25 protein-coding genes are annotated in these 22,537 nt (G+C 58.8%); 23 read left to right on the forward strand and 2 right to left on the reverse strand.

All coding sequences use genetic code 11. The features are described from left to right. Position 1: 1 nt before the first annotated feature. Positions 2 to 1,354 carry a bifunctional UDP-N-acetylglucosamine diphosphorylase/glucosamine-1-phosphate N-acetyltransferase GlmU gene (gene glmU / locus ACR0LL_RS01175; protein ID WP_480583154.1) on the reverse strand — a complete coding sequence of 451 codons (1,353 nt, stop codon included), beginning with the start codon at positions 1,352 to 1,354 and terminating at the stop codon, positions 2 to 4. A gap of 134 nt (positions 1,355 to 1,488) precedes the next feature. Here glmU and ACR0LL_RS01180 point away from each other — a divergent pair, with 134 nt between their 5' ends. The 3 genes from ACR0LL_RS01180 to ACR0LL_RS01190 all read left to right on the forward strand — a co-directional run bounded on the left by ACR0LL_RS01180 (position 1,489) and on the right by ACR0LL_RS01190 (position 4,717). Beyond that, entirely contained in the window at positions 1,489 to 2,160 is a 672-nt protein-coding gene (locus ACR0LL_RS01180) for an HAD-IA family hydrolase (RefSeq protein WP_480583157.1), read from the forward strand. A gap of 38 nt (positions 2,161 to 2,198) precedes the next feature. Beyond that, positions 2,199 to 3,389 (forward strand): DegT/DnrJ/EryC1/StrS family aminotransferase, encoded by a 1,191-nt coding sequence (locus tag ACR0LL_RS01185; RefSeq protein WP_480583160.1) that lies wholly within the window; start codon positions 2,199 to 2,201, stop codon positions 3,387 to 3,389. 164 nt (positions 3,390 to 3,553) lie between these two features. After that, positions 3,554 to 4,717 (forward strand): isovaleryl-CoA dehydrogenase, encoded by a 1,164-nt coding sequence (locus ACR0LL_RS01190; protein WP_480481794.1) that lies wholly within the window; start codon positions 3,554 to 3,556, stop codon positions 4,715 to 4,717. 50 nt (positions 4,718 to 4,767) lie between these two features. Here the strand turns inward: ACR0LL_RS01190 and ACR0LL_RS01195 are convergent, their stop codons facing one another. Further along, positions 4,768 to 5,373: an OmpW/AlkL family protein gene (locus tag ACR0LL_RS01195; RefSeq protein WP_480583163.1), complete on the reverse strand. Its 606-nt coding sequence runs from the start codon at positions 5,371 to 5,373 to the stop codon at positions 4,768 to 4,770. Positions 5,374 to 5,512: 139 nt separating this feature from the next. On the opposite strand from ACR0LL_RS01195, the gene ACR0LL_RS01200 reads away from it, so the two are divergent. The 20 genes from ACR0LL_RS01200 (at position 5,513) to nuoG (ending at position 22,447) form a co-directional block, all read left to right on the forward strand. After that, positions 5,513 to 7,036, forward strand: a complete 1,524-nt coding sequence (locus ACR0LL_RS01200; RefSeq protein WP_480585231.1) for an AMP-binding protein — start codon at positions 5,513 to 5,515, stop codon at positions 7,034 to 7,036. Continuing rightward, positions 7,033 to 7,542 (forward strand): hypothetical protein, encoded by a 510-nt coding sequence (locus ACR0LL_RS01205; RefSeq protein ID WP_480583166.1) that lies wholly within the window; start codon positions 7,033 to 7,035, stop codon positions 7,540 to 7,542. Before ACR0LL_RS01200 ends, ACR0LL_RS01205 begins: the two co-directional genes overlap by 4 nt. Then, positions 7,539 to 9,146 (forward strand): carboxyl transferase domain-containing protein, encoded by a 1,608-nt coding sequence (locus ACR0LL_RS01210; RefSeq protein ID WP_480583168.1) that lies wholly within the window; start codon positions 7,539 to 7,541, stop codon positions 9,144 to 9,146. Before ACR0LL_RS01205 ends, ACR0LL_RS01210 begins: the two co-directional genes overlap by 4 nt. A 1-nt stretch (position 9,147) precedes the next feature. After that, on the forward strand, positions 9,148 to 9,573 hold the full coding sequence (locus tag ACR0LL_RS01215) for an ASCH domain-containing protein (protein ID WP_480583170.1): 426 nt from the start codon (positions 9,148 to 9,150) through the stop codon (positions 9,571 to 9,573). Positions 9,574 to 9,576: 3 nt separating this feature from the next. Further along, on the forward strand, positions 9,577 to 11,508 hold the full coding sequence (locus ACR0LL_RS01220; protein ID WP_480583172.1) for an acetyl/propionyl/methylcrotonyl-CoA carboxylase subunit alpha: 1,932 nt from the start codon (positions 9,577 to 9,579) through the stop codon (positions 11,506 to 11,508). 78 nt (positions 11,509 to 11,586) lie between these two features. Continuing rightward, positions 11,587 to 12,438 (forward strand): hydroxymethylglutaryl-CoA lyase, encoded by an 852-nt coding sequence (locus ACR0LL_RS01225; RefSeq protein ID WP_267362861.1) that lies wholly within the window; start codon positions 11,587 to 11,589, stop codon positions 12,436 to 12,438. Between the two features lies 1 nt (position 12,439). After that, entirely contained in the window at positions 12,440 to 13,222 is a 783-nt protein-coding gene (locus ACR0LL_RS01230; protein WP_480583175.1) for a crotonase/enoyl-CoA hydratase family protein, read from the forward strand. 193 nt (positions 13,223 to 13,415) lie between these two features. Next, positions 13,416 to 13,781 (forward strand): NADH-quinone oxidoreductase subunit A, encoded by a 366-nt coding sequence (locus ACR0LL_RS01235; RefSeq protein WP_209504455.1) that lies wholly within the window; start codon positions 13,416 to 13,418, stop codon positions 13,779 to 13,781. Then, positions 13,772 to 14,305 carry a NuoB/complex I 20 kDa subunit family protein gene (locus tag ACR0LL_RS01240; protein ID WP_209504454.1) on the forward strand — a complete coding sequence of 178 codons (534 nt, stop codon included), beginning with the start codon at positions 13,772 to 13,774 and terminating at the stop codon, positions 14,303 to 14,305. Before ACR0LL_RS01235 ends, ACR0LL_RS01240 begins: the two co-directional genes overlap by 10 nt. A 12-nt stretch (positions 14,306 to 14,317) precedes the next feature. Next, the gene (locus tag ACR0LL_RS01245; RefSeq protein ID WP_267362853.1) at positions 14,318 to 14,923 is read left to right on the forward strand and encodes an NADH-quinone oxidoreductase subunit C; all 606 of its coding nucleotides are present in this window, start codon (positions 14,318 to 14,320) and stop codon (positions 14,921 to 14,923) included. Further along, a complete protein-coding gene (locus ACR0LL_RS01250) occupies positions 14,923 to 15,096 on the forward strand; it encodes a hypothetical protein (RefSeq protein ID WP_010442775.1) in 174 nt (57 codons plus the stop codon). Before ACR0LL_RS01245 ends, ACR0LL_RS01250 begins: the two co-directional genes overlap by 1 nt. Before the next feature lies 1 nt (position 15,097). Further along, on the forward strand, positions 15,098 to 15,220 hold the full coding sequence (locus ACR0LL_RS01255; RefSeq protein ID WP_480583178.1) for a hypothetical protein: 123 nt from the start codon (positions 15,098 to 15,100) through the stop codon (positions 15,218 to 15,220). Further along, positions 15,220 to 16,443, forward strand: a complete 1,224-nt coding sequence (locus ACR0LL_RS01260) for an NADH-quinone oxidoreductase subunit D (protein ID WP_171631140.1) — start codon at positions 15,220 to 15,222, stop codon at positions 16,441 to 16,443. The genes ACR0LL_RS01255 and ACR0LL_RS01260 overlap by 1 nt, the downstream gene beginning before the upstream one ends. Further along, the gene (nuoE, locus tag ACR0LL_RS01265; RefSeq protein WP_480583181.1) at positions 16,443 to 17,543 is read left to right on the forward strand and encodes an NADH-quinone oxidoreductase subunit NuoE; all 1,101 of its coding nucleotides are present in this window, start codon (positions 16,443 to 16,445) and stop codon (positions 17,541 to 17,543) included. Before ACR0LL_RS01260 ends, nuoE begins: the two co-directional genes overlap by 1 nt. A 30-nt stretch (positions 17,544 to 17,573) precedes the next feature. After that, a complete protein-coding gene (locus tag ACR0LL_RS01270; RefSeq protein WP_209598087.1) occupies positions 17,574 to 17,795 on the forward strand; it encodes a DUF5337 domain-containing protein in 222 nt (73 codons plus the stop codon). A gap of 12 nt (positions 17,796 to 17,807) precedes the next feature. Then, positions 17,808 to 19,106, forward strand: coding sequence for an NADH-quinone oxidoreductase subunit NuoF (gene nuoF / locus ACR0LL_RS01275; RefSeq protein WP_209504919.1), 1,299 nt, complete (start codon positions 17,808 to 17,810; stop codon positions 19,104 to 19,106). A 6-nt stretch (positions 19,107 to 19,112) separates the two neighbouring features. Next, positions 19,113 to 19,529, forward strand: coding sequence for an MAPEG family protein (locus tag ACR0LL_RS01280; RefSeq protein WP_480583184.1), 417 nt, complete (start codon positions 19,113 to 19,115; stop codon positions 19,527 to 19,529). A 37-nt stretch (positions 19,530 to 19,566) separates the two neighbouring features. After that, positions 19,567 to 19,917 carry a hypothetical protein gene (locus ACR0LL_RS01285; RefSeq protein ID WP_267362834.1) on the forward strand — a complete coding sequence of 117 codons (351 nt, stop codon included), beginning with the start codon at positions 19,567 to 19,569 and terminating at the stop codon, positions 19,915 to 19,917. Beyond that, on the forward strand, positions 19,914 to 20,420 hold the full coding sequence (locus ACR0LL_RS01290; protein ID WP_480583186.1) for a DUF5333 domain-containing protein: 507 nt from the start codon (positions 19,914 to 19,916) through the stop codon (positions 20,418 to 20,420). Before ACR0LL_RS01285 ends, ACR0LL_RS01290 begins: the two co-directional genes overlap by 4 nt. 5 nt (positions 20,421 to 20,425) lie before the next feature. Next, a complete protein-coding gene (gene nuoG, locus ACR0LL_RS01295; RefSeq protein ID WP_480583189.1) occupies positions 20,426 to 22,447 on the forward strand; it encodes an NADH-quinone oxidoreductase subunit NuoG in 2,022 nt (673 codons plus the stop codon). The last annotated feature ends 90 nt before the right edge of the window (positions 22,448 to 22,537 follow it).

Genomic DNA, 22,537 nt, shown 5'->3' on the forward strand with positions numbered 1-22,537 from the left:
CTCAGGCCTCGTTATCGCGGCGAGCCTTCTTCGCCTTCAACATATCAAACAGTTTTCGCGCGTAGCCGGGTTTGTTTTCCTGCTTGGCGCGCGCCACGGCCAACGCCTCGGGTGCTACGTCTTTGGTCACCACGGTGCCTGTCGCTGTCATTGCGCCATCGCCCACAGTGACTGGGGCCACGAGCATGGTGTTGGAGCCGATAAAGACATTCGCACCAATGTTGGTTTTGTGCTTCATCACGCCATCATAGTTGCAGGTGATTGTTCCTGCGCCGATATTCGTCGCAGCACCCACTGATGCGTCACCGATATAGCTGAGGTGGTTGACCTTCGCGCCTTCGGCGATTTCTGCATTCTTGATCTCGACGAAATTGCCAACCCGCGTGTTTTCGGCCAGTTCCGCGCCGGGGCGTAGCCGCGCGTAAGGGCCGACAATGGCGCCGCGACTGACATGGCACCCTTCCAGATGGGAAAAGGCCCGGATAGTCGCACCGCTTTCGATGGTCACTCCGGGGCCGAAGACCACGTTGGGTTCGATTACTGTGTCACGCCCAATCACAGTGTCTGCGGACAAGTATACCGTATCCGGTGCCATTAATGTGACACCCATATCCAGCAGTTCTTCCCGCGCGCGCGCCTGAAACACCGCGTCGGCGGCGGCCAGATCAGCGCGTGAGTTCACGCCCAGCGTCTGGGCCTCGTCACAGGCGATGGCGGTTACGTTCAGACCGCGGTTGCGGGCGATCTGAACTACGTCTGTCAGATAGTATTCGCCTGAGGCATTGTTGTTTTCAACGGCATCAATCAGCGAAAAAAGCAACCGGGCATTACAAGCTAAAAGGCCCGAGTTGCAAAATGTTATGGCGCGCTCTTCATCTGATGCGTCTTTGAATTCGACAATGCGTTCCAACGTGTCGCCATTCATGACCAACCGGCCATAGCGGGCCGGATCAGCCGCATCGAACCCAAGGATGACCAGGTCATTTCGGGATCGAGCCTCGACCATCCGTTCCAGCGTGTCGGGTTGTAAAAACGGGGTGTCGCCGTAAAGAACCACGATATCACCGTCGAACCCGTCCAGTGCTGTCCTGGCCTGACCGACCGCATGGGCCGTACCCAACTGTTCTTCCTGAACGGCTATCCGGGCATCGTCGTCTTCGTCCTGAGCAACCTTTGCTACTGCCTCGGACCCGTGGCCGGTAACGATCACCGTACGTTCGGGCGACAGGACAGACCCGGCGCGCATCGCGTGAACAAGCATCGGAGCCTGAGCGATGGGATGCAGGACTTTGGGAAGATCCGAATTCATCCTGGTGCCTTTTCCGGCGGCAAGGATGACAAGGGCAATGGTCATGAAATCGTTTTCTCTTTGTGTTTTGTTGTCGACCGTTTTATCCGCTGAGGGCAAAGGCGCAAGCTGTTCGGCCATCAAACAAGATTGCCGATTGAAACAGGACACGGCGAAAACCTGCCGAAACAGGAGGCAACATGCGGACCGTCATCTTCGATCTGGACGGCACATTGGCGGATACATCGGGCGATTTGCTGGCGGCGGCGAACCATTGTTTTCGCGAAATGGGGTATGGTGATGTCCTGGTTCATGGGCAGGATGCAGGCATCGCGCTGCGTGGCGGTCGCATGATGTTAACACAAGGGTTGAAACGAGTTGGAGCTTACGACGAGGACACCGTTCAGGCTTATTATCCTGTTCTGCTTGAGGCTTACGCGCAGGATATCGACACCCACACAAGTTTCTATCCGGGAGCGTTGCAGGCCGTCGAGATTCTGAGTACCGCGGGCTACGGTGTCGGCATTTGCACCAACAAGCCGGAACATCTGGCCGAATTGTTACTGACGCGCATGGGAGTACGGGATCGTTTTGCCTCGTTGGTCGGGGCGGATACGCTGCCAGTGCGCAAGCCGGACCCGGCCCCTCTGCGCGAGGCTGCTCGACGGGCCGGGGGGGATCCGGCTTGGTGCGTGCTGATCGGAGACTCGGATACCGACCGCAATACCGCCCGAGCGGCAGGGGTCCCATCGGTTTTGGTGACTTTCGGACCGTCAGGAGAGGACATGGCAGCGCTGGAGCCCGAAGCCCTGCTGCATCACTTTGACGACTTGCCCGATCTTGTGCCTGATCTGATCGGTGCGGCAGCCTGAAACCTTGACCGGACCCTGTCGGAGATCCAGAAAAGACCATGACAGAAACATTCACTGGTAATTTCACACAGCAGGAACCCCTTCCAGACGACGCAATTGAGGCAGCGCTGGCTGTCTTGCGTCACGGGCGGCTGCATCGCTATAACGTGGTCCCCGGTGAGTTTGGGGAAACGGCCCTGCTAGAGCAGGAATTTGCGGCACAGATGGGGTCCAAGTATTGTCTGGCGGTTTCCTCTGGCGGGTATGCGCTTGCCACCGCGTTGCGGGCCGTCGGTGTGCAGCCGGGCGACCCGGTTCTGACCAACGCGTTCACTCTGGCCCCGGTGCCGGGTTCAATTGCCTCGGTCGGGGCGCGGGCGATCTTTGTCGGCGTCTCAGAAAACCTGACCATCGATCTGGAGGATCTTGAGGGCAAACTGGATCAGGCCCGTGTCCTGATGCTCAGCCATATGCGCGGGCATCTGTGTGACATGGATCGTCTGATGCAGATGTGTGACGCGGCAGGCGTTATCGTGATCGAGGATTGCGCACACACGATGGGCGCGGCTTGGCGCGGTCAGTTGTCGGGACGGCAGGGCGCGGTCGGGTGTTATTCCTGCCAGACCTACAAGCACGTAAACTCGGGCGAGGGCGGTTTGCTGGTTACTGATGACGCGGAACTGGCGGCCAAGGCTACAATGCTGTCGGGGTCATACATGCTGTATGAACGCCATCTGGCGGCGCCGGGACCTGAAGTGTTCGAGCGGATAAAGTACACCACACCCAATGTGTCCGGTCGCATGGACAATTTGCGTGCCGCCATCCTGCGCCCTCAGTTGCGGGAATTGGACCGGCAGGTGGAACGGTGGAACGAGCGCTATCGCGAGATCGAGACCGGGCTGCGCGGCACTCCGGGCCTGACGATAGTCGAGCGACCCGAAGAGGAAACCTATGTCGGGTCTTCGATCCAGTTCCTGCTGCTGGATTGGTCGCCTGAGCGGATAGCCGACGTTATCAGCCGCTGCGCCGCGCGTGGGGTCGAGATCAAATGGTTTGGCGGGGCTGAGCCAACAGGGTTCACGTCGCGCTATGACAGCTGGAGATATTTCGAAAGCGAACGGATGCCGGAAAGTGACCGTGTTCTGGCAGGCATCATGGATATGCGTGTGCCGCTGACCTTTTCGCTGGAGGATTGCCGAGTGATCGCGCGCATCATCCGAGCCGAAGTGGGCGCAGTTTATCAATCCTAGCCAAACAGAGTGCGCTTTCAGCGCACGCTCGACCCTTGAGAGCGCCGCCCGGTCCGGGCGGCGTTTTGTGTTTTGGTCCAGGCTTTCACAAAGATTGACCGAAGACAGATTCGCTGTTAGAGATTTATTGAACACTTGTTCATTAATGCGGAGGGAGGACACAGATGTTCATGGCCACGATGAAGTTTGATCTGGGTGAGGATGTGAACGCCCTGCGCGAGATGGTACATCGGTGGGCGCAGGAGCGCGTCAAGCCGATGGCGGCTGAGATTGATGCCAAGAACAGCTTTCCGAATGAACTGTGGAAAGAAATGGGAGAGCTTGGGCTATTGGGTGTCACCGTGCCAGAAGAATACGGCGGTGCGGGCATGTCCTATTTGGCGCATACAATTGCTGTCGAAGAGGTCGCGCGTGCTTCGGCCTCGGTTTCGTTGTCTTATGGGGCGCATTCCAACCTGTGTGTGAACCAGATCAAGCTGAACGGTTCGGAAGAGCAGAAACAGAAATACCTGCCGCGCCTGGTCTCGGGCGAACACGTAGGCGCGCTGGCAATGTCGGAACCTTCCGCAGGTTCAGACGTGGTGTCGATGAAGCTGCGGGCGGAAAAACGCAACGACCATTACCGCCTGAACGGCAACAAGTACTGGATCACAAACGGGCCGGACGCGGATACACTGGTGGTTTATGCCAAGACGGACCCCGATGCCGGATCAAAAGGCATTACCGCATTTCTGATTGAAAAAGAGATGAAGGGTTTTTCGACCTCGCCCCATTTCGACAAGTTGGGGATGCGCGGGTCGAACACAGCCGAACTGATCTTTGAAGATGTTGAAGTGCCGTTCGAGAACGTGTTGGGAGAAGAGGGCAAGGGCGTAGCCGTGCTCATGTCAGGTCTGGACTATGAGCGCGTGGTTCTGGCCGGGATCGGCACCGGCATCATGGCCGCCTGTCTGGATGAGGTGATGCCGTATCTGGCCGAGCGCAAGCAATTCGGCAAACCGATTGGCAGCTTCCAACTGATGCAGGGCAAGATTGCCGACATGTATACCGCGATGAACTCGGCGCGGGCCTATGTCTATGAGGTGGCTAAGGCATGTGATCGTGGGGACGTCACCCGGCAGGATGCAGCGGCGTGCTGTCTTTATGCATCCGAACAGGCGATGGTTCAGGCGCATCAGGCGGTTCAGGCGCTGGGCGGGGCAGGGTTTCTGTCGGATGCACCGGTCAGCCGAATCTTCCGGGACGCCAAGCTGATGGAGATCGGCGCAGGTACCAGCGAGATTCGACGGATGCTGATCGGCCGGGAAATGATGAACGAAATGCGCTGAATGAAGACGCCCCGCAGACGAGGTTACAGCGGGGCGTTTTGATCAAAGGATCAGAAGCGATGAACGTAGGAAATACCGGCCAGCCAAGGGTCGATGTTCGCAGTGCCAATATCGGCTCCGTTCAGAGTGACGTCCGAGTCGATGTCGAACCAGCGTACATTCAGACGGATCGCACCTTTGTCGGTGATCATGTAGTCGAGACCGGCTTGCAGCGAAACGCCGAAAGAATCATCGACCTTGAGGTTGCCAAGGGCAGATTGCTCGTCAAAGAAGATGGTATAGTTCAGACCGGCGCCGACATAGGGCTTCCAGGCGCTATTGGTCGGGAAGTGATAGTTCAGCGACAAGGTGGGCGGCAGATGCTTGACGCTGCCAGCGTCCACGCTTCCGCCCAATGTGACGTTATGTTTGAACGGGGTCGCGGCCAGCAGCTCGATCCCCAGATTGTCCTGGATGAAATACTCGGCGGTGAAGATCGGGCGCGTATCCGAGTCGATATCGGCGCTCAGACCGGCCAGTGTTCCGTTGTTGGATTTCGGGTCCAGGTACCCCACACCGATTCCGAGCGTCCAATCCCCCTGAGATTGGGCAAACGCAGGAGCAGCCAGAGCCACCAACGCGGTGGAAAGGGTCAATGCGGCGAGTTTCTTGGTCATTGTTTTGCCTTTGGTTCTGTTGATGACCTTGGTGTTGCAGCGATTGGAACTGCCCACTCTGATCTGCATCAAGTTTTTGTGAAGGAGTTGGGTGCAGTTGAACCGAGAAGTGCAGGAAATATAGGGAAAATTCGCCGTGCTGACCGTTGAGCGCATACCGGGTTTGCGCCCGGATGGAGGCTGGGATCTGCCGGACAGGCTGAACATGGCGCAGCAGTGCCTGCGGCATGCGGGGGACCGGGTCGCGCTGATCGATTTGACCGGACCGGACCCGCAGCACATCAGCTTTGCGCAGCTGTCGCAAATGACAGACGGAATAGCCCGCGCATTATTGCGCCATGTGCAACCCGGTGATCGCGTCGGAGTGTTGCTGAGCCAGTCGCCATGGTGCGCGGCGGCCCATCTGGCGATCTGGAAGATCGGGGCTGTGTCGGTCCCTTTGTTCAAACTGTTCAAGCAGGACGCGCTGCGGTCGCGGGTCAGTGACGCTGGTGCCCGGATTGTACTGACCGACGCCGAAGGGGCTGATCTGTTGGGTGATCTGGCCACGCCCTTGATTGCATCGGAAATTGGCGAAGACGGTCCCGCTGTAACATTCGCCACGACCGGTCCTGACGATCCGGCTGTGTTGATCTACACCTCAGGCACAACCGGCAGCCCGAAGGGCGCGCTGCATGGGCACCGGGTTCTGACCGGTCATTTGCCAGGGGTTTCGATTAGCCATAATCACTTGCGCGAAGGCGACTGTCTTTGGACCCCGGCGGATTGGGCGTGGATCGGCGGGTTGTTCGACGTGCTGATGCCGGGTCTTGCGCTGGGCATTCCTGTTGTCGCGGCACGGCTTGAGAAATTCACCCCCGAGGCCTGCGCTGACATCATCGCGCGTGGCGGGGTGCGGAACGTCTTTTTCCCACCAACGGCGCTGCGAATGCTCAAGGCAGCAGATCAGGTGATCCCCGGTCTGCGCTCGGTCGCGTCCGGGGGTGAACCGCTGGGTGCCGAAATGCTGGCATGGGGACAGAAGGCCTTTGGTCTGACGATCAACGAGTTTTACGGCCAGACCGAGTGCAACATGGTCGTATCCTCCTGCGCCGAAGATTTCCCTGTGCGCCCCGGCTGTATCGGCCAACCGGTGCCGGGGCATCAGGTTGCGGTGATTGATGAGGACGGAAGCCCGACCGGGGACGAGGGCGACGTCGCCATCCGGCGCGGCTCGGCCTCGATGCTGCTGGAATACTGGAACCGCCCCGAAGCGACCGCAGACAAGTTTCGCGGCGACTGGCTGATCACCGGTGATCGCGGCGTGTGGGAGGGCGACTATCTGCGCTTTGTCGGTCGGGACGATGATGTGATCACGTCCGCTGGGTATCGCATCGGCCCCGCCGAGATCGAGGATTGCCTGCTGACCCACCCAGCCGTGGCGACTGTGGGTGTGGTCGGAAAACCCGACCCGCTGCGGACTGAGATCGTGAAGGCTTATGTGGTGTTGAAGCCGGGTGCTGAGGCGGCGGGCCAGGAGTTGCAGGATTGGGTCAAAGACCGTTTGGCGCACTATTCCTATCCGCGTGAGGTCGCGTTTCTGGAGGAGCTGCCGATGACGGTGACGGGGAAGGTGATCCGAAAGGAACTGAAGGCGCGGGCGGCGGGGGAGATTGGTTCGTGAGAGAGACTCGCGTCATAAGCAGGTTACTATGGTCGGCCTCGGTCGCTCTGATCTTTCCGTCAGCAGCACTGAGTACTGACGATGATCCGAGTCAGTTCCATGAGCCCGTCCTCGGCGTTGAAGATTGGTTAGATGGGTGCGCGCGACTCAGCGAAGAAACGGTGATGACGGTTTCGAAAACCGAACTGGAAACCGACTGTGTCTTGTTAGCGTTGGAATATTGTACACGGGAGCAGTCGAACTCTTATGGCGAGATATGTCACGACATTTTGGTTGAGCATATTCTATTTCGAAGTGAAGAAATTTCGAAATCATTGCCTGTGAACCCGAACCTAACGGAAGTCAGGCGTTTTTCGTATGCCAATGCTTTGCAGCGTGCGTCGGAAGTTACTCAAGCAATTTGCGGTGCCGATTTGTCTGAAAAACAGTGCCAATTAAAGAATGCAACTTTGAGGTGGCTGGATTTGCGGCATGCAGACCGGCTGCTGGAGGGTGAACGAAAATGAAACTCACATCCAAAGCCATGCCCGGCTCCGAGGGCTTCAAGGCAAACCGCGCCGCTCATCTCGATGCGCTGGCGCAAATCTCTGCTGCTGCCGAAACCGCCCGTATGGGGGGCGGTGAGAAATCCCGAGCGCGGCATGAATCCCGAGGCAAGATGTTGCCGCGCAGGCGGGTGGCGAACCTGCTTGATCCGGGGTCTCCGTTTTTGGAAATCGGCGCGACAGCGGCGCATGGGATGTATGGCGATGCAGCACCTTGTGCCGGGGTCATCGCGGGGATTGGCCGGGTGCAGGGGCGCGAAGTCATGGTGGTGTGTAACGATGCCACCGTGAAGGGCGGCACCTATTATCCGATGACCGTCAAGAAGCACCTGCGCGCGCAGGAGATTGCCGAGGAAAACCATCTGCCCTGCATCTATCTGGTCGACAGCGGCGGCGCGAACCTGCCCAATCAGGATGAGGTGTTCCCCGACCGCGACCACTTTGGGCGTATCTTCTACAATCAGGCGCGGATGAGCGCGAAGGGTATCCCTCAGATCGCCGTGGTGATGGGATCATGCACGGCGGGTGGGGCCTATGTACCTGCGATGTCCGATGTGACGATCATCGTAAAGGAACAGGGCACGATCTTTCTGGCAGGGCCACCATTGGTCAAAGCTGCAACGGGTGAGGTTGTCAGCGCTGAAGATCTGGGTGGCGGCGATGTGCACACGCGCCTGTCGGGTGTGGCAGATTATCTGGCCGAGGATGACGCACATGCGCTGGCATTGGCGCGGCGGGCTGTCGGGTCATTGGGGGGTGCCGGGCTGAAGCCCGGCCTACGGTTCGAAGCACCCGAGGAGCCAGCTTTTGATCCGGAGGAAATTCTGGGAGTTGTTCCCGCCGACCTGCGCACGCCCTATGACATCCGTGAAGTGATTGCACGGCTGGTCGATGGCTCTCGATTTGATGAGTTCAAACCCCGATTTGGCGAGACACTGGTCACCGGCTTTGCCCATGTCAAAGGGTGTCCCGTCGGGATCATTGCCAACAATGGCGTGCTGTTCTCGGAGGCCGCGCAAAAGGGCGCGCATTTCGTGGAGTTGTGTTCGCAGCGCAAAACGCCCTTGGTCTTCTTGCAGAACATCACCGGCTTCATGGTTGGTCGCAAATACGAAAACGAAGGCATCGCGCGGCATGGGGCCAAGATGGTGACCGCCGTGGCCACTACCAACGTGCCCAAGATCACCATGCTGGTCGGCGGCTCGTTCGGGGCTGGAAACTATGGAATGGCCGGTCGGGCCTATCAGCCGCGGTTCCTGTGGACATGGCCGAATTCGCGGATTTCGGTGATGGGGGGCGAGCAGGCAGCCGGTGTTCTGGCCACCGTCAGGCGCGATGGGATCGAACGACAGGGCGGCACCTGGTCGGCAGAAGAAGAGGCCGAATTCAAACGTCCGACGTTGGACATGTTCGAAGAGCAATCGCACCCGCTTTATGCCTCGGCCCGTCTCTGGGATGACGGCATCATCGACCCGCGCAAAAGTCGCGATGTGTTGGCCTTGTCGCTGAGCGCCGCACTGAACGCCCCGATTGAGGAGACACGTTTCGGCGTGTTCAGGATGTAAGATGAACGTTTCATTGAATGACGTCATGGCACGCTATCCGGGTGCCCAGACTTTCAAGTTTGGTGACAATGCCCGGCTGAGTGCTGAGCTGCTGGCATTGGTACGATCAGGGCGGAAAACGGCAACCTGCGGTGCGTTGCGCGACTATCCCGAAGGCAGCCCTGACACTCCTGTGGTCGGTCGGAGGGATATTGCGATGGAATGGGATGATCGTCCGGCCTTGGTGATCGAAACGGTCGAGGTCTCGACCTGCCGATACTGCGACGTAACCGAGGATTTCGCGTTGGCAGAGGGCGAAAATGAAACGCTTGAGGGATGGAGAGAGGGGCATCGCCAGTATTTCGAACGCAATGGCGGATTTGATCCGGAGATGGAGCTGCTATGCGAACGATTTCGCCTTGTCGAAGATCTGGCGGTTGAGGGGTAAGCTATGTTCAACAAAATCCTGATTGCCAACCGGGGCGAGATTGCTTGCCGGGTTATGGAAACCGCTCAGAGGATGGGCGTATCTTGCGTTGCTGTTTATTCTGATGCGGACGCGGCGGCCAAGCATGTGCAGATGGCGGATGAGGCCATTCATATCGGCGGCCCCGCCCCGGCGGAAAGCTATCTGAAGGGTGATGTGATTATTCAGGCTGCGCTGGATACGGGCGCGCAGGCGATCCATCCCGGTTATGGCTTCCTGTCAGAGAACCCCGATTTCGTTGACGCGGTCGAAGCTGCTGGTTTGACCTTTATCGGCCCATCAGCGGATGCGATCCGCAAAATGGGCCTCAAGGACGCAGCCAAGGTGTTGATGGAGCACGCGGGCGTGCCCGTGGTGCCGGGCTATCACGGCGACAATCAGGACCCCGAGCATCTGGCGGGGGCGGCTGACACCATCGGCTATCCGGTTCTGATCAAGGCCGTTGCAGGCGGTGGCGGCAAAGGTATGCGTCTGGTCGAACGCCCCGAGGATTTTCATTCCGCATTGGACAGCGCACGGGGCGAAGCCAGAACCGCTTTTGGCAATGACGCTGTGCTGGTCGAGAAATTCGTGGCCAAACCTCGCCATATCGAAGTGCAGGTGTTTGGCGATGGTAAACATGCCGTGCATCTGTTCGAACGCGACTGCTCGTTGCAACGCCGCCATCAGAAGGTGATCGAAGAGGCTCCGGCGCCGGGTATGACGGCTGAGATGCGCGAGGCGATGGGGCAGGCGGGCGTGCGCGCCGCCGAGGCGATCGGGTACAAAGGCGCAGGCACGGTTGAATTCATCGTCGATGCCTCGGACGGGCTGCGCCCAGACAGGTTCTGGTTCATGGAGATGAACACGCGCCTACAGGTGGAGCATCCGGTGACAGAGGCCATCACCGGCGTCGATCTGGTGGAATGGCAGTTGCGCGTTGCTGCTGGAGAGAGCCTTCCCAGGCAACAGGATGATCTGTCGATCTCGGGCCACGCCTTCGAAGCCCGGCTTTATGCCGAGGACGTGCCGAAAGGATTCTTGCCGGCGACAGGTACACTGACCCATCTGGTTTTCCCGGCCAACTGCCGTGCGGATAGTGGCGTTCGCGCAGGCGACACGATCAGCCCGTGGTATGACCCGATGATTGCCAAAGTGGTGGTGCACGGTCCGACCCGCGCCGTCGCCCTTGAGACGTTGAACCGAGTGCTGAGGGAGACCGAAGTGGCGGGCACCGTTACGAATCTCGCCTTTCTGGGCGCGCTGACCCGCCATGACGGATTTGCCTCGGGCGATGTAGATACGGGCCTGATCGGGCGCGATCTTGACGGGTTGGTGCAGGAATCGCCGACTTCGGCCACAACCGCTGTTGCGGCTGCGATGACCGCACTGGATTTGGTTAATGTCACGCCTGACACCGGGTTTTCGCTCTGGGCTCCGTTGCATCGGGCAGTGCAATTGTCCGATCAGGGAGAGGTTCTTGATCTGGACGTGCAAGTCGACGGGTCGGATCGCCAGCTTTGGCAGTTGGGCGAACACCGTGTCGTGGCCGAGCGGATCTCGGGGCGGTGGGCGCTGAGCGGCGCACCGATGCCCCGGGTGGCTGTCAGCGGAACTACTTTGACCGTATTTACTGACTACGGTCGCAGTTTCGACGTTATAGATCCGCTTGACCGGGATGCCAGCGCGACGGGTGACACCAACGTGATCGAGGCGCCGATGCCGGGTCTGGTCAAGGCAGTCTTTGCCACCGCGGGGCAGACCGTTCAAGAAGGCGACCGTTTGGCTATTCTCGAAGCGATGAAGATGGAGCATTCGTTACTAGCCGCGCGAGATGGTGTGGTGGCCGAGGTGCTGGTCAAAGATGGCGCGCAGGTCGAGGCTGGGGCGGCTTTGGTGCGTTTGGAAGAAGAGTGATCTGTACCCGCGCGGTTTGACGTGGCACGGTCGCGCGATCCGTATTTGGAATGAGAACAAGCCATAAGGGGTTCTGACATGGGTGATCTGGTCGAAATCTACGAAGTTGGACCGCGCGACGGGCTACAAAACGAAACACGTGAGATACCGGTTGCCGACAAGGTGGCGCTGATCAATTGCCTCAGCCGCGCCGGGTTCCGTCGGATCGAAGTTGCAAGCTTTGTCTCTCCCAAATGGGTTCCTCAAATGGCGGGGTCGGCGCAGGTTCTGGCCGGTATTACCCGCGCGGACGGAGTGCGTTACGCGGCGTTGACGCCGAATATGCGCGGATACGAGGATGCGCTGGCCGCCAAAGCGGATGAGATTGCCATTTTTGCGTCTGCTTCCGAGGGGTTTTCCAAGGCAAACATCAATGCCTCGATCGCCGAGTCAATCGAACGGTTCACGCCGATTCTCGAAGCGGCGCGCCATATCGACCTTCCGGTTCGCGGCTATGTCTCTTGCGTGACGGATTGCCCTTATGACGGCCCGACCCCGCCCGAGAAAGTGGCCGAAGTTGCCGACCGGCTGTTTGCGTTGGGCTGTTACGAGGTGTCTTTGGGGGACACGATCGGGCAAGGCACGCCAGACAAGATCGCTCATATGCTTCTGGCGGTGCGGGAAAGGGTTCCTGTGACGCGGCTTGCCGGGCATTTTCATGACACCAATGGGCGTGCAATCGACAATATCGATGCGGCACTTTCGCTGGGGGTGCGCGTGTTCGATGCGGCCGTGGGTGGGCTTGGCGGTTGCCCGTATGCTCCGGGGGCCGCGGGCAATGTCGCGACTGAAACCGTTGCAGCGCATTTGCACCGGTTGGGCTACCAAACCGGTCTGGATATCGATGTGGTCGAAGAGGCCGCGCAGATGGCCAAGGCGTTGAGAGGCTAACATGTTCGAAACAATCTCGATTTCAGCAGACGAACGCGGTGTTGCCACGTTAACTCTGGACCGGGCGGAAAAGCACAACGCGCTGTCGGGTCAAATGATTACCGAGCTGACACAGGCCGCGTCGCAACTGGGTCAGGATGGCTCTGTCAGGGTGGTCGTTCTGGCCGCTGCGGGAAAGACGTTTTGCGCCGGTGGTGATCTGGGGTGGATGCAGGACCAGATGGCGGCCGACAAGGCGACGCGATTTGTCGAAGCGCGCAAGCTGGCCGAGATGTTGCAGGCGTTGAACACAATGCCCAAACCCCTGATCGGGGCGCTGCAAGGCAACGCCTTTGGCGGAGGCGTTGGGATGGCCGCCGTGTGCGATGTCGCCATCGGTGTAGATAGTCTGAAGATGGGACTGACCGAGACCCGGCTGGGGCTGATTCCGGCGACAATCGGCCCTTATGTTATCGCTCGTATGGGTGAGGCGCGGGCACGGCGTGTGTTCATGTCGGCCCGGTTGTTCGATGCGCCCGAAGCGGTTGATCTGGGATTGCTGGCAAAGGCTGTGCCCTCCGAGCAGCTTGCGGCCGCGATAGAAGATGAAGTCCTGCCCTATCTTTCGTGCGCGCCGGGGGCGGTTGCATCTGCCAAGGCACTGGTTCGAACTCTGGGACCTCGTATTGATGATGCCACAATCGACCAGACCATCAACGAACTGGTCGAACGCTGGGAAACGGAAGAGGCGCGTGAAGGGATCGCGGCGTTCTTCGAAAAACGTAAACCTGCATGGAATAAGTAAGTTTACCGAGTTTCCGCAAGCCAATGCAAAACGCGCGAAATGCGATTCTATGCCGCGCTGTCAAGCGTATGTTTGATGGTGAACGGGGCTGTGTTCGGTTGACCCTCTGACCCGGCGGGGATAGAGAATGTCCAGTCAACACGCCAATTGACGGCGCACCCGACAAGATGCGTGCGCAAGAAAGGAGCTATTCGTGGAAGACCTGCTGCGGGAGTACCTCCCGATTCTGGTGTTTCTGGCCGTTGCCGTAGGCCTTGGAATCGTCCTGATTCTTGCCGCCGTTGTGCTGGCTGTCCGCAATCCCGACCCCGAAAAGGTCAGCGCATATGAATGTGGCTTCAACGCCTTCGACGATGCGCGAATGAAATTTGACGTCCGATTCTATCTGGTCTCGATTCTCTTCATCATCTTCGATCTTGAGATCGCATTCCTGTTTCCCTGGGCCGTCGGGTTCCGCGATATCAGCGATGTCGGCTTCTGGTCGATGATGGTGTTTCTGGCCGTGCTGACCATCGGCTTTGCCTATGAGTGGAAGAAAGGGGCCTTGGAATGGGAGTGATGACCGGTGCAAACACCGCTGGCGTCGACAAGGAAGTCGCCACCCAGGCCCTGAATGCCGAGTTGCAGGACAAAGGTTTTCTTCTGACCTCGAGCGAGGATATCATCAACTGGGCCCGTACCGGTTCGCTGCACTGGATGACCTTTGGTCTGGCCTGCTGCGCGGTTGAAATGATGCACACCTCGATGCCGCGCTATGATGCGGAACGTTTCGGCATCGCCCCGCGCGCTTCTCCGCGCCAATCTGACGTGATGATCGTGGCTGGCACGCTGACCAACAAGATGGCCCCTGCGTTGCGTAAGGTTTACGACCAAATGCCCGAGCCGCGCTATGTGATCTCGATGGGATCCTGCGCGAATGGCGGCGGCTATTATCACTATTCTTATTCCGTTGTGCGCGGCTGCGACCGAGTTGTTCCCGTGGATATCTATGTGCCCGGCTGCCCTCCGACCGCCGAGGCGCTGCTTTACGGTCTGCTACAGCTACAACGCAAAATCCGCCGCACCGGCACAATTGTACGCTGAGGGGAAGGGTAGATGAGCGAAGCACTCAAAGAACTCGGCACCCAGCTTGAACTGAAACGAGCCGATTGTGTTCTGTCCTGGGATGTGACCCATGGTGAGCTGAACGTCGATGTGGCGCCGTCGAACCTCGTGGAATTCGTAGAATTTCTGCGGTCGGACCAAAACTGCAAGTTCTCGACACTGGTGGATATCACCGGCGTCGATTACCCCGAACGCGCCAAGCGGTTCGACGTGGTGTACCACTTCCTTTCGATGTACCAGAACCAGCGCATCCGTCTGCGGGTTTCGATCCGCGAAGATGACATGGTGCCTTCGATAGTCGATATCCACCCCTCGGCCAACTGGTTCGAGCGTGAGGTGTTCGACATGTTCGGCATCCTGTTCTCGGGCCATCCAGACTTGCGGCGCATCCTGACGGATTATGGCTTCCGTGGCCATCCGCTGCGCAAGGATTTCCCGACCACGGGCTACACCGAGGTGCGTTATGACGAGGCGCAGAAACGCGTCGTCTACGAGCCGGTCAGTCTGGTGCAGGAGTACCGTCAGTTTGATTTCATGTCCCCATGGGAAGGTGCGAACTACATTCTGCCGGGGGATGAGAAACAGGAGACCGAATAATGGGTGGCATCTGGTGGCTGATCCTGTCTGCGCTGACCATCATTCCGATGGTGAAGATTTTGCCGTTCTTCGGGATCAACAAATACTGGTGCCTGCTGTGTCTGGTTCCCTTTGGCACGATCGCATTGCTGTGGTGGGTCGGGCTGAAACTGCAAGAGTTGGAGCGCCGCTGAGATGATAGGTGAGTTGGTCATTCTGGGCGCGTTTGGGGTTCTACTGGCCGGGTCTGCGGTCAAGGCGGTCGAGGCCGAAAAGGTCCGGGTTCGGGCCGAAGCAAAGAAGAAACGAGGGCGTTGATGGACGGCTCAAGATATGATGACGGCAGCACGGACGCGCTGAGCGGCGAGCAGAAGATCCGCAACTTCAACATCAACTTCGGCCCGCAACACCCCGCGGCGCACGGAGTTTTGCGTCTGGTGCTCGAGTTGGACGGCGAGATTGTCGAACGTTGCGACCCGCATATCGGCCTGCTGCATCGTGGCACCGAAAAGCTGATGGAAAGCCGGACGTATCTGCAAAACCTGCCGTATTTCGACCGTCTGGACTATGTGGCACCGATGAACCAGGAACATGCCTGGTGTCTGGCCATCGAAAAGCTGACCGGGGTCGAGGTGCCGCGCCGGGGCTCGCTGATCCGGGTGCTGTATTCCGAGATCGGACGCATCCTGAATCACCTGTTGAACGTGACCACGCAGGCGATGGATGTGGGCGCTCTGACCCCGCCGCTGTGGGGTTTTGAAGAACGCGAAAAGCTGATGGTGTTTTATGAGCGAGCCTGTGGCGCCCGCCTGCACGCCGCTTATTTCCGCCCCGGTGGTGTCCATCAGGACCTGCCGCCCGAACTGCTGGACGATATCGAGGCCTGGAGTCACGAATTCCCAAGCGTCCTTGATGACATTGACGGGCTGCTGACCGAAAACCGCATCTTCAAGCAGCGCAACGCCGATATCGGCGTGGTGACCGAGGATGACATCCAGAAATACGGCTTCTCGGGCGTGATGGTGCGTGGATCGGGTCTGGCCTGGGACTTGCGTCGCGCGCAGCCCTACGAGTGCTATGATGAGTTTGAATTCCAGATTCCCGTCGGCAAGAACGGCGATTGCTATGACCGCTATCTTGTCCGCATGGAGGAAATGCGCCAGTCGCTGCTGATCATCCGTCAGGCCATCGCCAAAATCCGCGAGTGCCCCGGTGACGTTCTGGCACGCGGCAAGATCACTCCACCGAAACGCTCGGACATGAAGACCTCGATGGAGAGCCTGATCCATCACTTCAAGCTGTATACCGAAGGCTTCCACGTGCCTGCTGGTGAGGTCTATGCTGCCGTCGAAGCCCCCAAGGGCGAGTTCGGCGTTTATCTGGTTGCCGACGGCACCAACAAACCCTACCGCGCCAAACTGCGCGCACCGGGCTTCCTGCACCTGCAAGCCATGGACCACGTTGCCAAAGGCCACCAACTGGCCGACGTCGCCGCCATCATCGGCACCATGGACGTCGTATTTGGAGAGATTGACCGCTAATGCTCCGCCGTCTTCATCCCGAACAACCCGAAAGCTTTGCCTTCACCGCTGCCAACCAGCAATGGGCCGAAGCGCAGATCACCAAATACCCCGAAGGCCGTCAGGCCAGCGCGGTCATTCCGCTTCTGTGGCGCGCACAGGAACAAGAGGGATGGCTGAGCCGTCCGGCGATTGAATCCGTCGCCGACATGCTGGGTATGGCCTATATCCGTGTGCTTGAGGTTGCTTCGTTTTACTTCATGTTCCAACTGCAACCCGTTGGGTCGGCTGCGCATATTCAGGTTTGTGGTACGACCTCTTGCATGATCTGCGGAGCAGAGGACCTGATTGCGGTCTGTAAGGAAAAGATCTCGGCGAAACCGCACGAACTGTCGGCTGATGGCAAGCTCAGTTGGGAAGAGGTCGAATGCCTTGGCTCCTGCACCAATGCGCCGATGGCGCAGATCGGCAAGGATTACTACGAAGACCTGACCGCCGAGAGCTTTGGCAAGATCCTCGATGATCTGGTGGCGGGGAAAGTTCCGACGCCGGGCCCACAAAACGGACGTTATGCGGCTGAACCGCTCAAAGGGCTGACCAGTCTGACCGATCATGAGGCCGGAAAGGCCCGGTATAACGCCTGCGTCGAACTGGCCACCGGTATTGGCGATACGGTCAAACGCATCGATGGGACCGAGGTTCCGATCCTGACCCCTTGGTTGGGCAAGGATGGCAAGGCGGCAGCGACCAAAGCGGCACCGAAGCCGCCCAAAGCGCCAGCCCCGGCGAAACCTGCTGCGAAACAGGCCGCTGAGGCGAAGGCAGCGAAAGAGGACCAGCCCGAAACACTGGCAGGCGCGCGCGATGGCAAGGCAGATAACCTGAAACTGTTGAAAGGCGTAGGCCCCAAGCTGGAGCAGACGCTGAACGAGCTGGGCTTCTTCCACTATGATCAGATCGCTGCCTGGACACCGGAACAGGTCGCCTGGGTCGATGCACGGTTGAAGTTCAAGGGCCGGATCGAGCGCGATGGCTGGATTGAACAGGCAGCCAAGCTTGCGGCGGGTGAGGAAACTGAATTTGCCAAACGTGCCAAGGAAGATGGCACCTACAAAGACTAAACGGGTGTCCCATCGGGGCATCGGGGGATGATGGACAAGGACAAGGATCAGGCTATAGCCCGAAAGGGCCGACATATCGGCATCGTCATTGCGGTGACGATGGTGATCTGGCTCGCCATGAACCTGTTCATTGGCCCCGCGCTGGGTTTGACAGCCCGGCACGCGCTGCTGTTTGATTTTGCCGCTCTGGCGGCATTCATTTATGCGGGTGTGAACATTTTTCAACTCTGGCGCATGCGTCAGGACAGCTGAAGGTAACGAATGATGCTGAAGGATCAGGACCGGATCTTTACCAACATCTACGGGATGCACGAACGCACGCTGAAAGGCGCGCAAGCCCGCGGGCATTGGGACGGCACAGCTGGCCTGATTGAAAAGGGCCGGGACTGGATCATTCAGACAATGAAGGATTCCGGGCTGCGCGGACGCGGCGGTGCGGGCTTCCCAACTGGCCTGAAATGGTCGTTCATGCCAAAGGAAAGCGACGGTCGCCCTTCCTATCTGGTTGTGAATGCCGATGAATCCGAGCCCGGCACCTGCAAAGACCGTGAGATCATGCGCCATGATCCCCACACGTTGATTGAAGGGTGTCTGATCGCCTCTTTCGCGATGAACGCACATACCTGCTATATTTACCTGCGCGGCGAATACATCCGCGAGCGTGAGGCATTGCAGGCTGCGATTGATGAGGCCTATGACGCGGGGCTTCTTGGCAAAAATGCCGCTGGTTCGGGCTGGGATTTCGATCTTTTCCTTCATCACGGGGCAGGGGCCTATATTTGTGGCGAGGAAACCGCCCTGATTGAAAGCCTTGAGGGCAAGAAGGGCATGCCGCGGATGAAACCTCCGTTCCCGGCGGGTGCGGGGCTGTATGGCTGTCCGACCACGGTAAACAACGTGGAATCCATCGCGGTGGTGCCGACCATTCTGCGTCGGGGTGCGGATTGGTTCGCTGGATTTGGTCGCCAGAACAACGCCGGTACCAAGCTGTTTGCGATCTCGGGCCACGTGAACAACCCATGTGTCGTCGAAGAGGCGATGTCGATCCCGTTCGAACAGCTGATCGAAACCCATTGCGGCGGCATTCGCGGCGGGTGGGATAATCTGCTGGCGGTTATCCCCGGTGGGTCCTCGGTTCCCTGCGTTCGCGGTGAAAACATGCGCGACGCGATTATGGATTTCGATTACCTGCGCAATGATCTGGGGTCGGGTCTGGGTACGGCAGCGGTGATTGTGATGGACAAATCCACCGACATCATCAAGGCGATCTGGCGACTGTCGAAGTTTTACAAGCATGAAAGCTGTGGTCAGTGTACGCCGTGTCGCGAAGGCACCGGCTGGATGATGCGTGTGATGGATCGTCTGGTGCGCGGCGAGGCTGAACTGGAAGAGATCGACATGTTGTTCGACGTGACCAAACAGGTCGAAGGACACACGATCTGCGCTTTGGGCGATGCGGCCGCCTGGCCGATCCAGGGCCTGATCCGCAATTTCCGGGAAGAGATCGAAGACCGCATCAAGGCTCAGAAATCGGGCCGTATGGGTGCGATGGCAGCGGAGTGAACGAAGATGGAAGTGTTTGCTGTATATAGCCACGCGATTGCGTCGGTTGTGCTATTCACGCTGGTTGTATTGTTTCTGGCGCCGTTTTCTGCACTGGCCAAACAAGCCAAAGGGCTGGCACCCGGTGCGACGCCCGAGCAGGACTATGCCGACAAGGCGTATCGTCTGAACCGGGCCTATCTGAATGGAACGGAAACACTTCCTGCGTTTGTGACTGTCATAACAGCGGCGATTTTGCTGGGCGTCAGCCCGTTCTGGGTAAACCTGCTGGCCTCAGTGGCGTTGGTTGCGCGCTTGGCGATGCTGGTTGTGCACCTGAAAGGGATTGGCAAGCCAAGCAGCGGTCCGCGGACAATTCTGTATGTGATCGGCTGGGCGTGCATGGTCGTGATCGGGCTTATGGCATTGGTGGCGGCGTTTTGATGGCGACGCAGCGGAACAGAAAACAAAGAGGGAAAGTATGAAGGCCCCCAAAGCCCTTATTGTTGTGTTGGCGCTGGCTGGTGTTTCTGCATGCGGTCTGGTGAAGCCGTCGGCAGACCGGCTTTTGTTCGACGGCAAGTCGTTCAGGGCCAAGGCGAAGGTGGTCAACAAGAAAACCTCGCCCGCGGACTTTACGGTTGTCGTCAAAGGCGTCTCTGCTTCACTCGATGGTGCGCGCGAGGCCGGACGTCATGAAGGTACCAAATTCTGCATCCAGAACTTCGGATCGTCTCGGATTGCTTGGAAGGTGGGTCCGGATACTGACCCGCAGAACCTCAGCGTCAGCAATGATCAACTGACATTTGCAGGAACCTGCCAGCGGCCATGACCGGTGTTTTTCCATATCTTCGGTGGGCGGGCAGGGTGTTATTGCCTAGCAGCGGCAAAGCGCTTCGTCTTGGACAGTCCAAGACGAAAGGAAAACCCATGTCTGTTGTAAAACTAGTTGCCCTCGCATCGCTGATGGCCTTGCCGACGGTGACAGAAGCAAAGCCGCCCTTGAGGGATGTCAAAGAGATCGACAACGAACTCTACTACATCGCCATTGCAAATGAGATTTCCGAGTTCTGCCCGTCGATCAGCGGGCGGCGATTGAAAGCGATCAGTGTGATGTGGGGACTGCGGTCCAAAGCGAATAATCTGGGGTACTCGGACACGGAAATCCGCTCCTATGTCGAGTCGGATGCTGAAAAGGATCGGATGCGGGCCAAGGGCGAGGCTTATCTGGCGAAAAACGGCGTGTCCTACGACAACCCCAAAACATTCTGCTCTCTGGGGCAGAAAGAAATCCAAAGAAACAGCGCCATTGGCGTTTATTTGAGAGCGAATTGAGAGCCATGTCTGACCTCCGCAAGATCAATATCGACGGGCAGGAAATCGAAGTCGATGGTGCGATGACCCTGATACAGGCTTGTGAACAAGCCGGGGTCGAGGTACCGCGTTTCTGCTATCACGAGCGCCTGTCGATTGCGGGAAACTGCCGGATGTGTCTGGTTGAGGTAGTGGGCGGACCGCCGAAACCGGCTGCCTCCTGCGCGATGCAGGTGCGCGATCTGCGCCCGGGGCCGGAAGGGCAGCCGCCGGTAGTCAAGACGAACTCTCCCATGGTCAAGAAGGCCCGCGAGGGTGTGATGGAGTTCCTGCTGATCAACCATCCACTGGATTGCCCGATCTGCGATCAGGGCGGAGAGTGCGATCTTCAGGACCAGGCGATGGCTTATGGCCTGTCCGGTTCGCGGTTCAAGGAAGCCAAACGCGCGGTTGATGATCTGGATCTGGGACCGCTTGTGGGCACTGCAATGACCCGCTGCATCAGTTGCACCCGCTGCGTGCGCTTCACCACCGAAGTCGCCGGGATCACTCAGATGGGTCAGACAGGGCGCGGTGAGGATGCCGAGATCACCTCGTATCTGAACCAGACGCTGGATTCGAACCTGCAGGGCAACATTATCGACCTGTGCCCGGTTGGGGCACTGACCTCGAAACCTTATGCGTTTACCGCCCGCCCGTGGGAATTGACCAAGACCGAAAGCATCGACGTCATGGACGCGCTGGGATCGAACATTCGTGTCGATACCAAAGGGCGCGAGGTGATGCGCTTCCTTCCTCGCAATCATGACGGTGTGAATGAGGAGTGGATCAGTGACAAAACCCGCTTTGTCTGGGACGGGTTGCGGCGTCAGCGTCTGGACAAGCCTTACATCCGTGAAAACGGCAAGCTGCGCCCGGCCTCATGGTCCGAAGCACTGACCAAGGCCGCAGAGGCGCTGAAAAGCGCTGAGAAGCCAGCCGGTATCGTCGGTGATCTGGCGCCGGTCGAGGCTGCGTTCGCTTTGAAGCAGATGATCGAAGGGCAGGGCGGTGTTGTCGAATGCCGCACCGATGGAGCCAAGCTTCCGGCCGGGAACCGTGGCGCATATGCCGGGACGGCCGCGATTGAAGACATCGATACGGCCGAGCGTATTCTTCTGATTGGCACCAACCCGCGCGATGAAGCACCGGTTTTGAACGCGCGTATCCGCAAGGCGTGGGCGCACGGGGCCGAAGTCGCTTTGGTAGGTCCAGCGGTCGATCTGACTTATGCGTACCATCATGTGGGCGATGACCGCGCGGCGCTGCAAAAGGTTATCGACATGGGGGGCGACGATGAAATCAGGGGCAAACGCTCGCTGGTCGTCGTCGGGCAGGGAGCGCTGCAGGAGGCGGATGGAGCCGTTGTTCTGGCTGCCGCGCAAACAATTGCCGCAAATACGGAAAGCGGCCTGATCATTCTGCACACTGCGGCGTCGCGCGTGGGCGCGATGGATGTGGACGCCACCAACGCAGGCGGCATGGAAGCGATCAATGCTGCGGATGTGATCTATAACCTTGGTGCGGATGAGGTCGAAATCGGCGAAGGCGCGTTTGTGATCTACCAGGGCAGCCACGGGGATCGGGGCGCACACCGCGCAGATGTGATTCTGCCGGGCGCGGCCTATACTGAGGAAAACGGTCTGTACGTGAATACGGAAGGCCGTCCGCAACTGGCGATGCGCGCCGGGTTTGCGCCGGGTGAGGCCAAGGAAAACTGGGCCATCCTTCGTGCGCTGTCGGCTGAACTGGGGGCGACGCTCCCCTATGACTCGCTGGCGCAGTTGCGCACAGCCTTGATTGAGGCGGTCCCCCATCTGGCCCGCATCGACGAGGTGATCGAGAATGAGGTTCAAGCGCTTGAGGCCGGATCTTTGGGCAAGGCGACCTTCCGCAACGCGATCAAGGATTTCTATCTGACCAACCCGATCGCACGTGCCTCGCAACTGATGGCCGAGCTGTCGGCGCAGGCGCAGGTCCGCAAAGCCGAGAAGATTGCGGCGGAATGAACCATAGCAGTTTCATATCGCAAGCCAGTGCTGCGGTTGGGTCGCACCTGACTGCGCCGGAAATGTGCGGGAAACGAAAGAAAAAGGGTG

The sequence above is a fragment of the Ruegeria sp. AI2 genome (assembly GCF_056541275.1).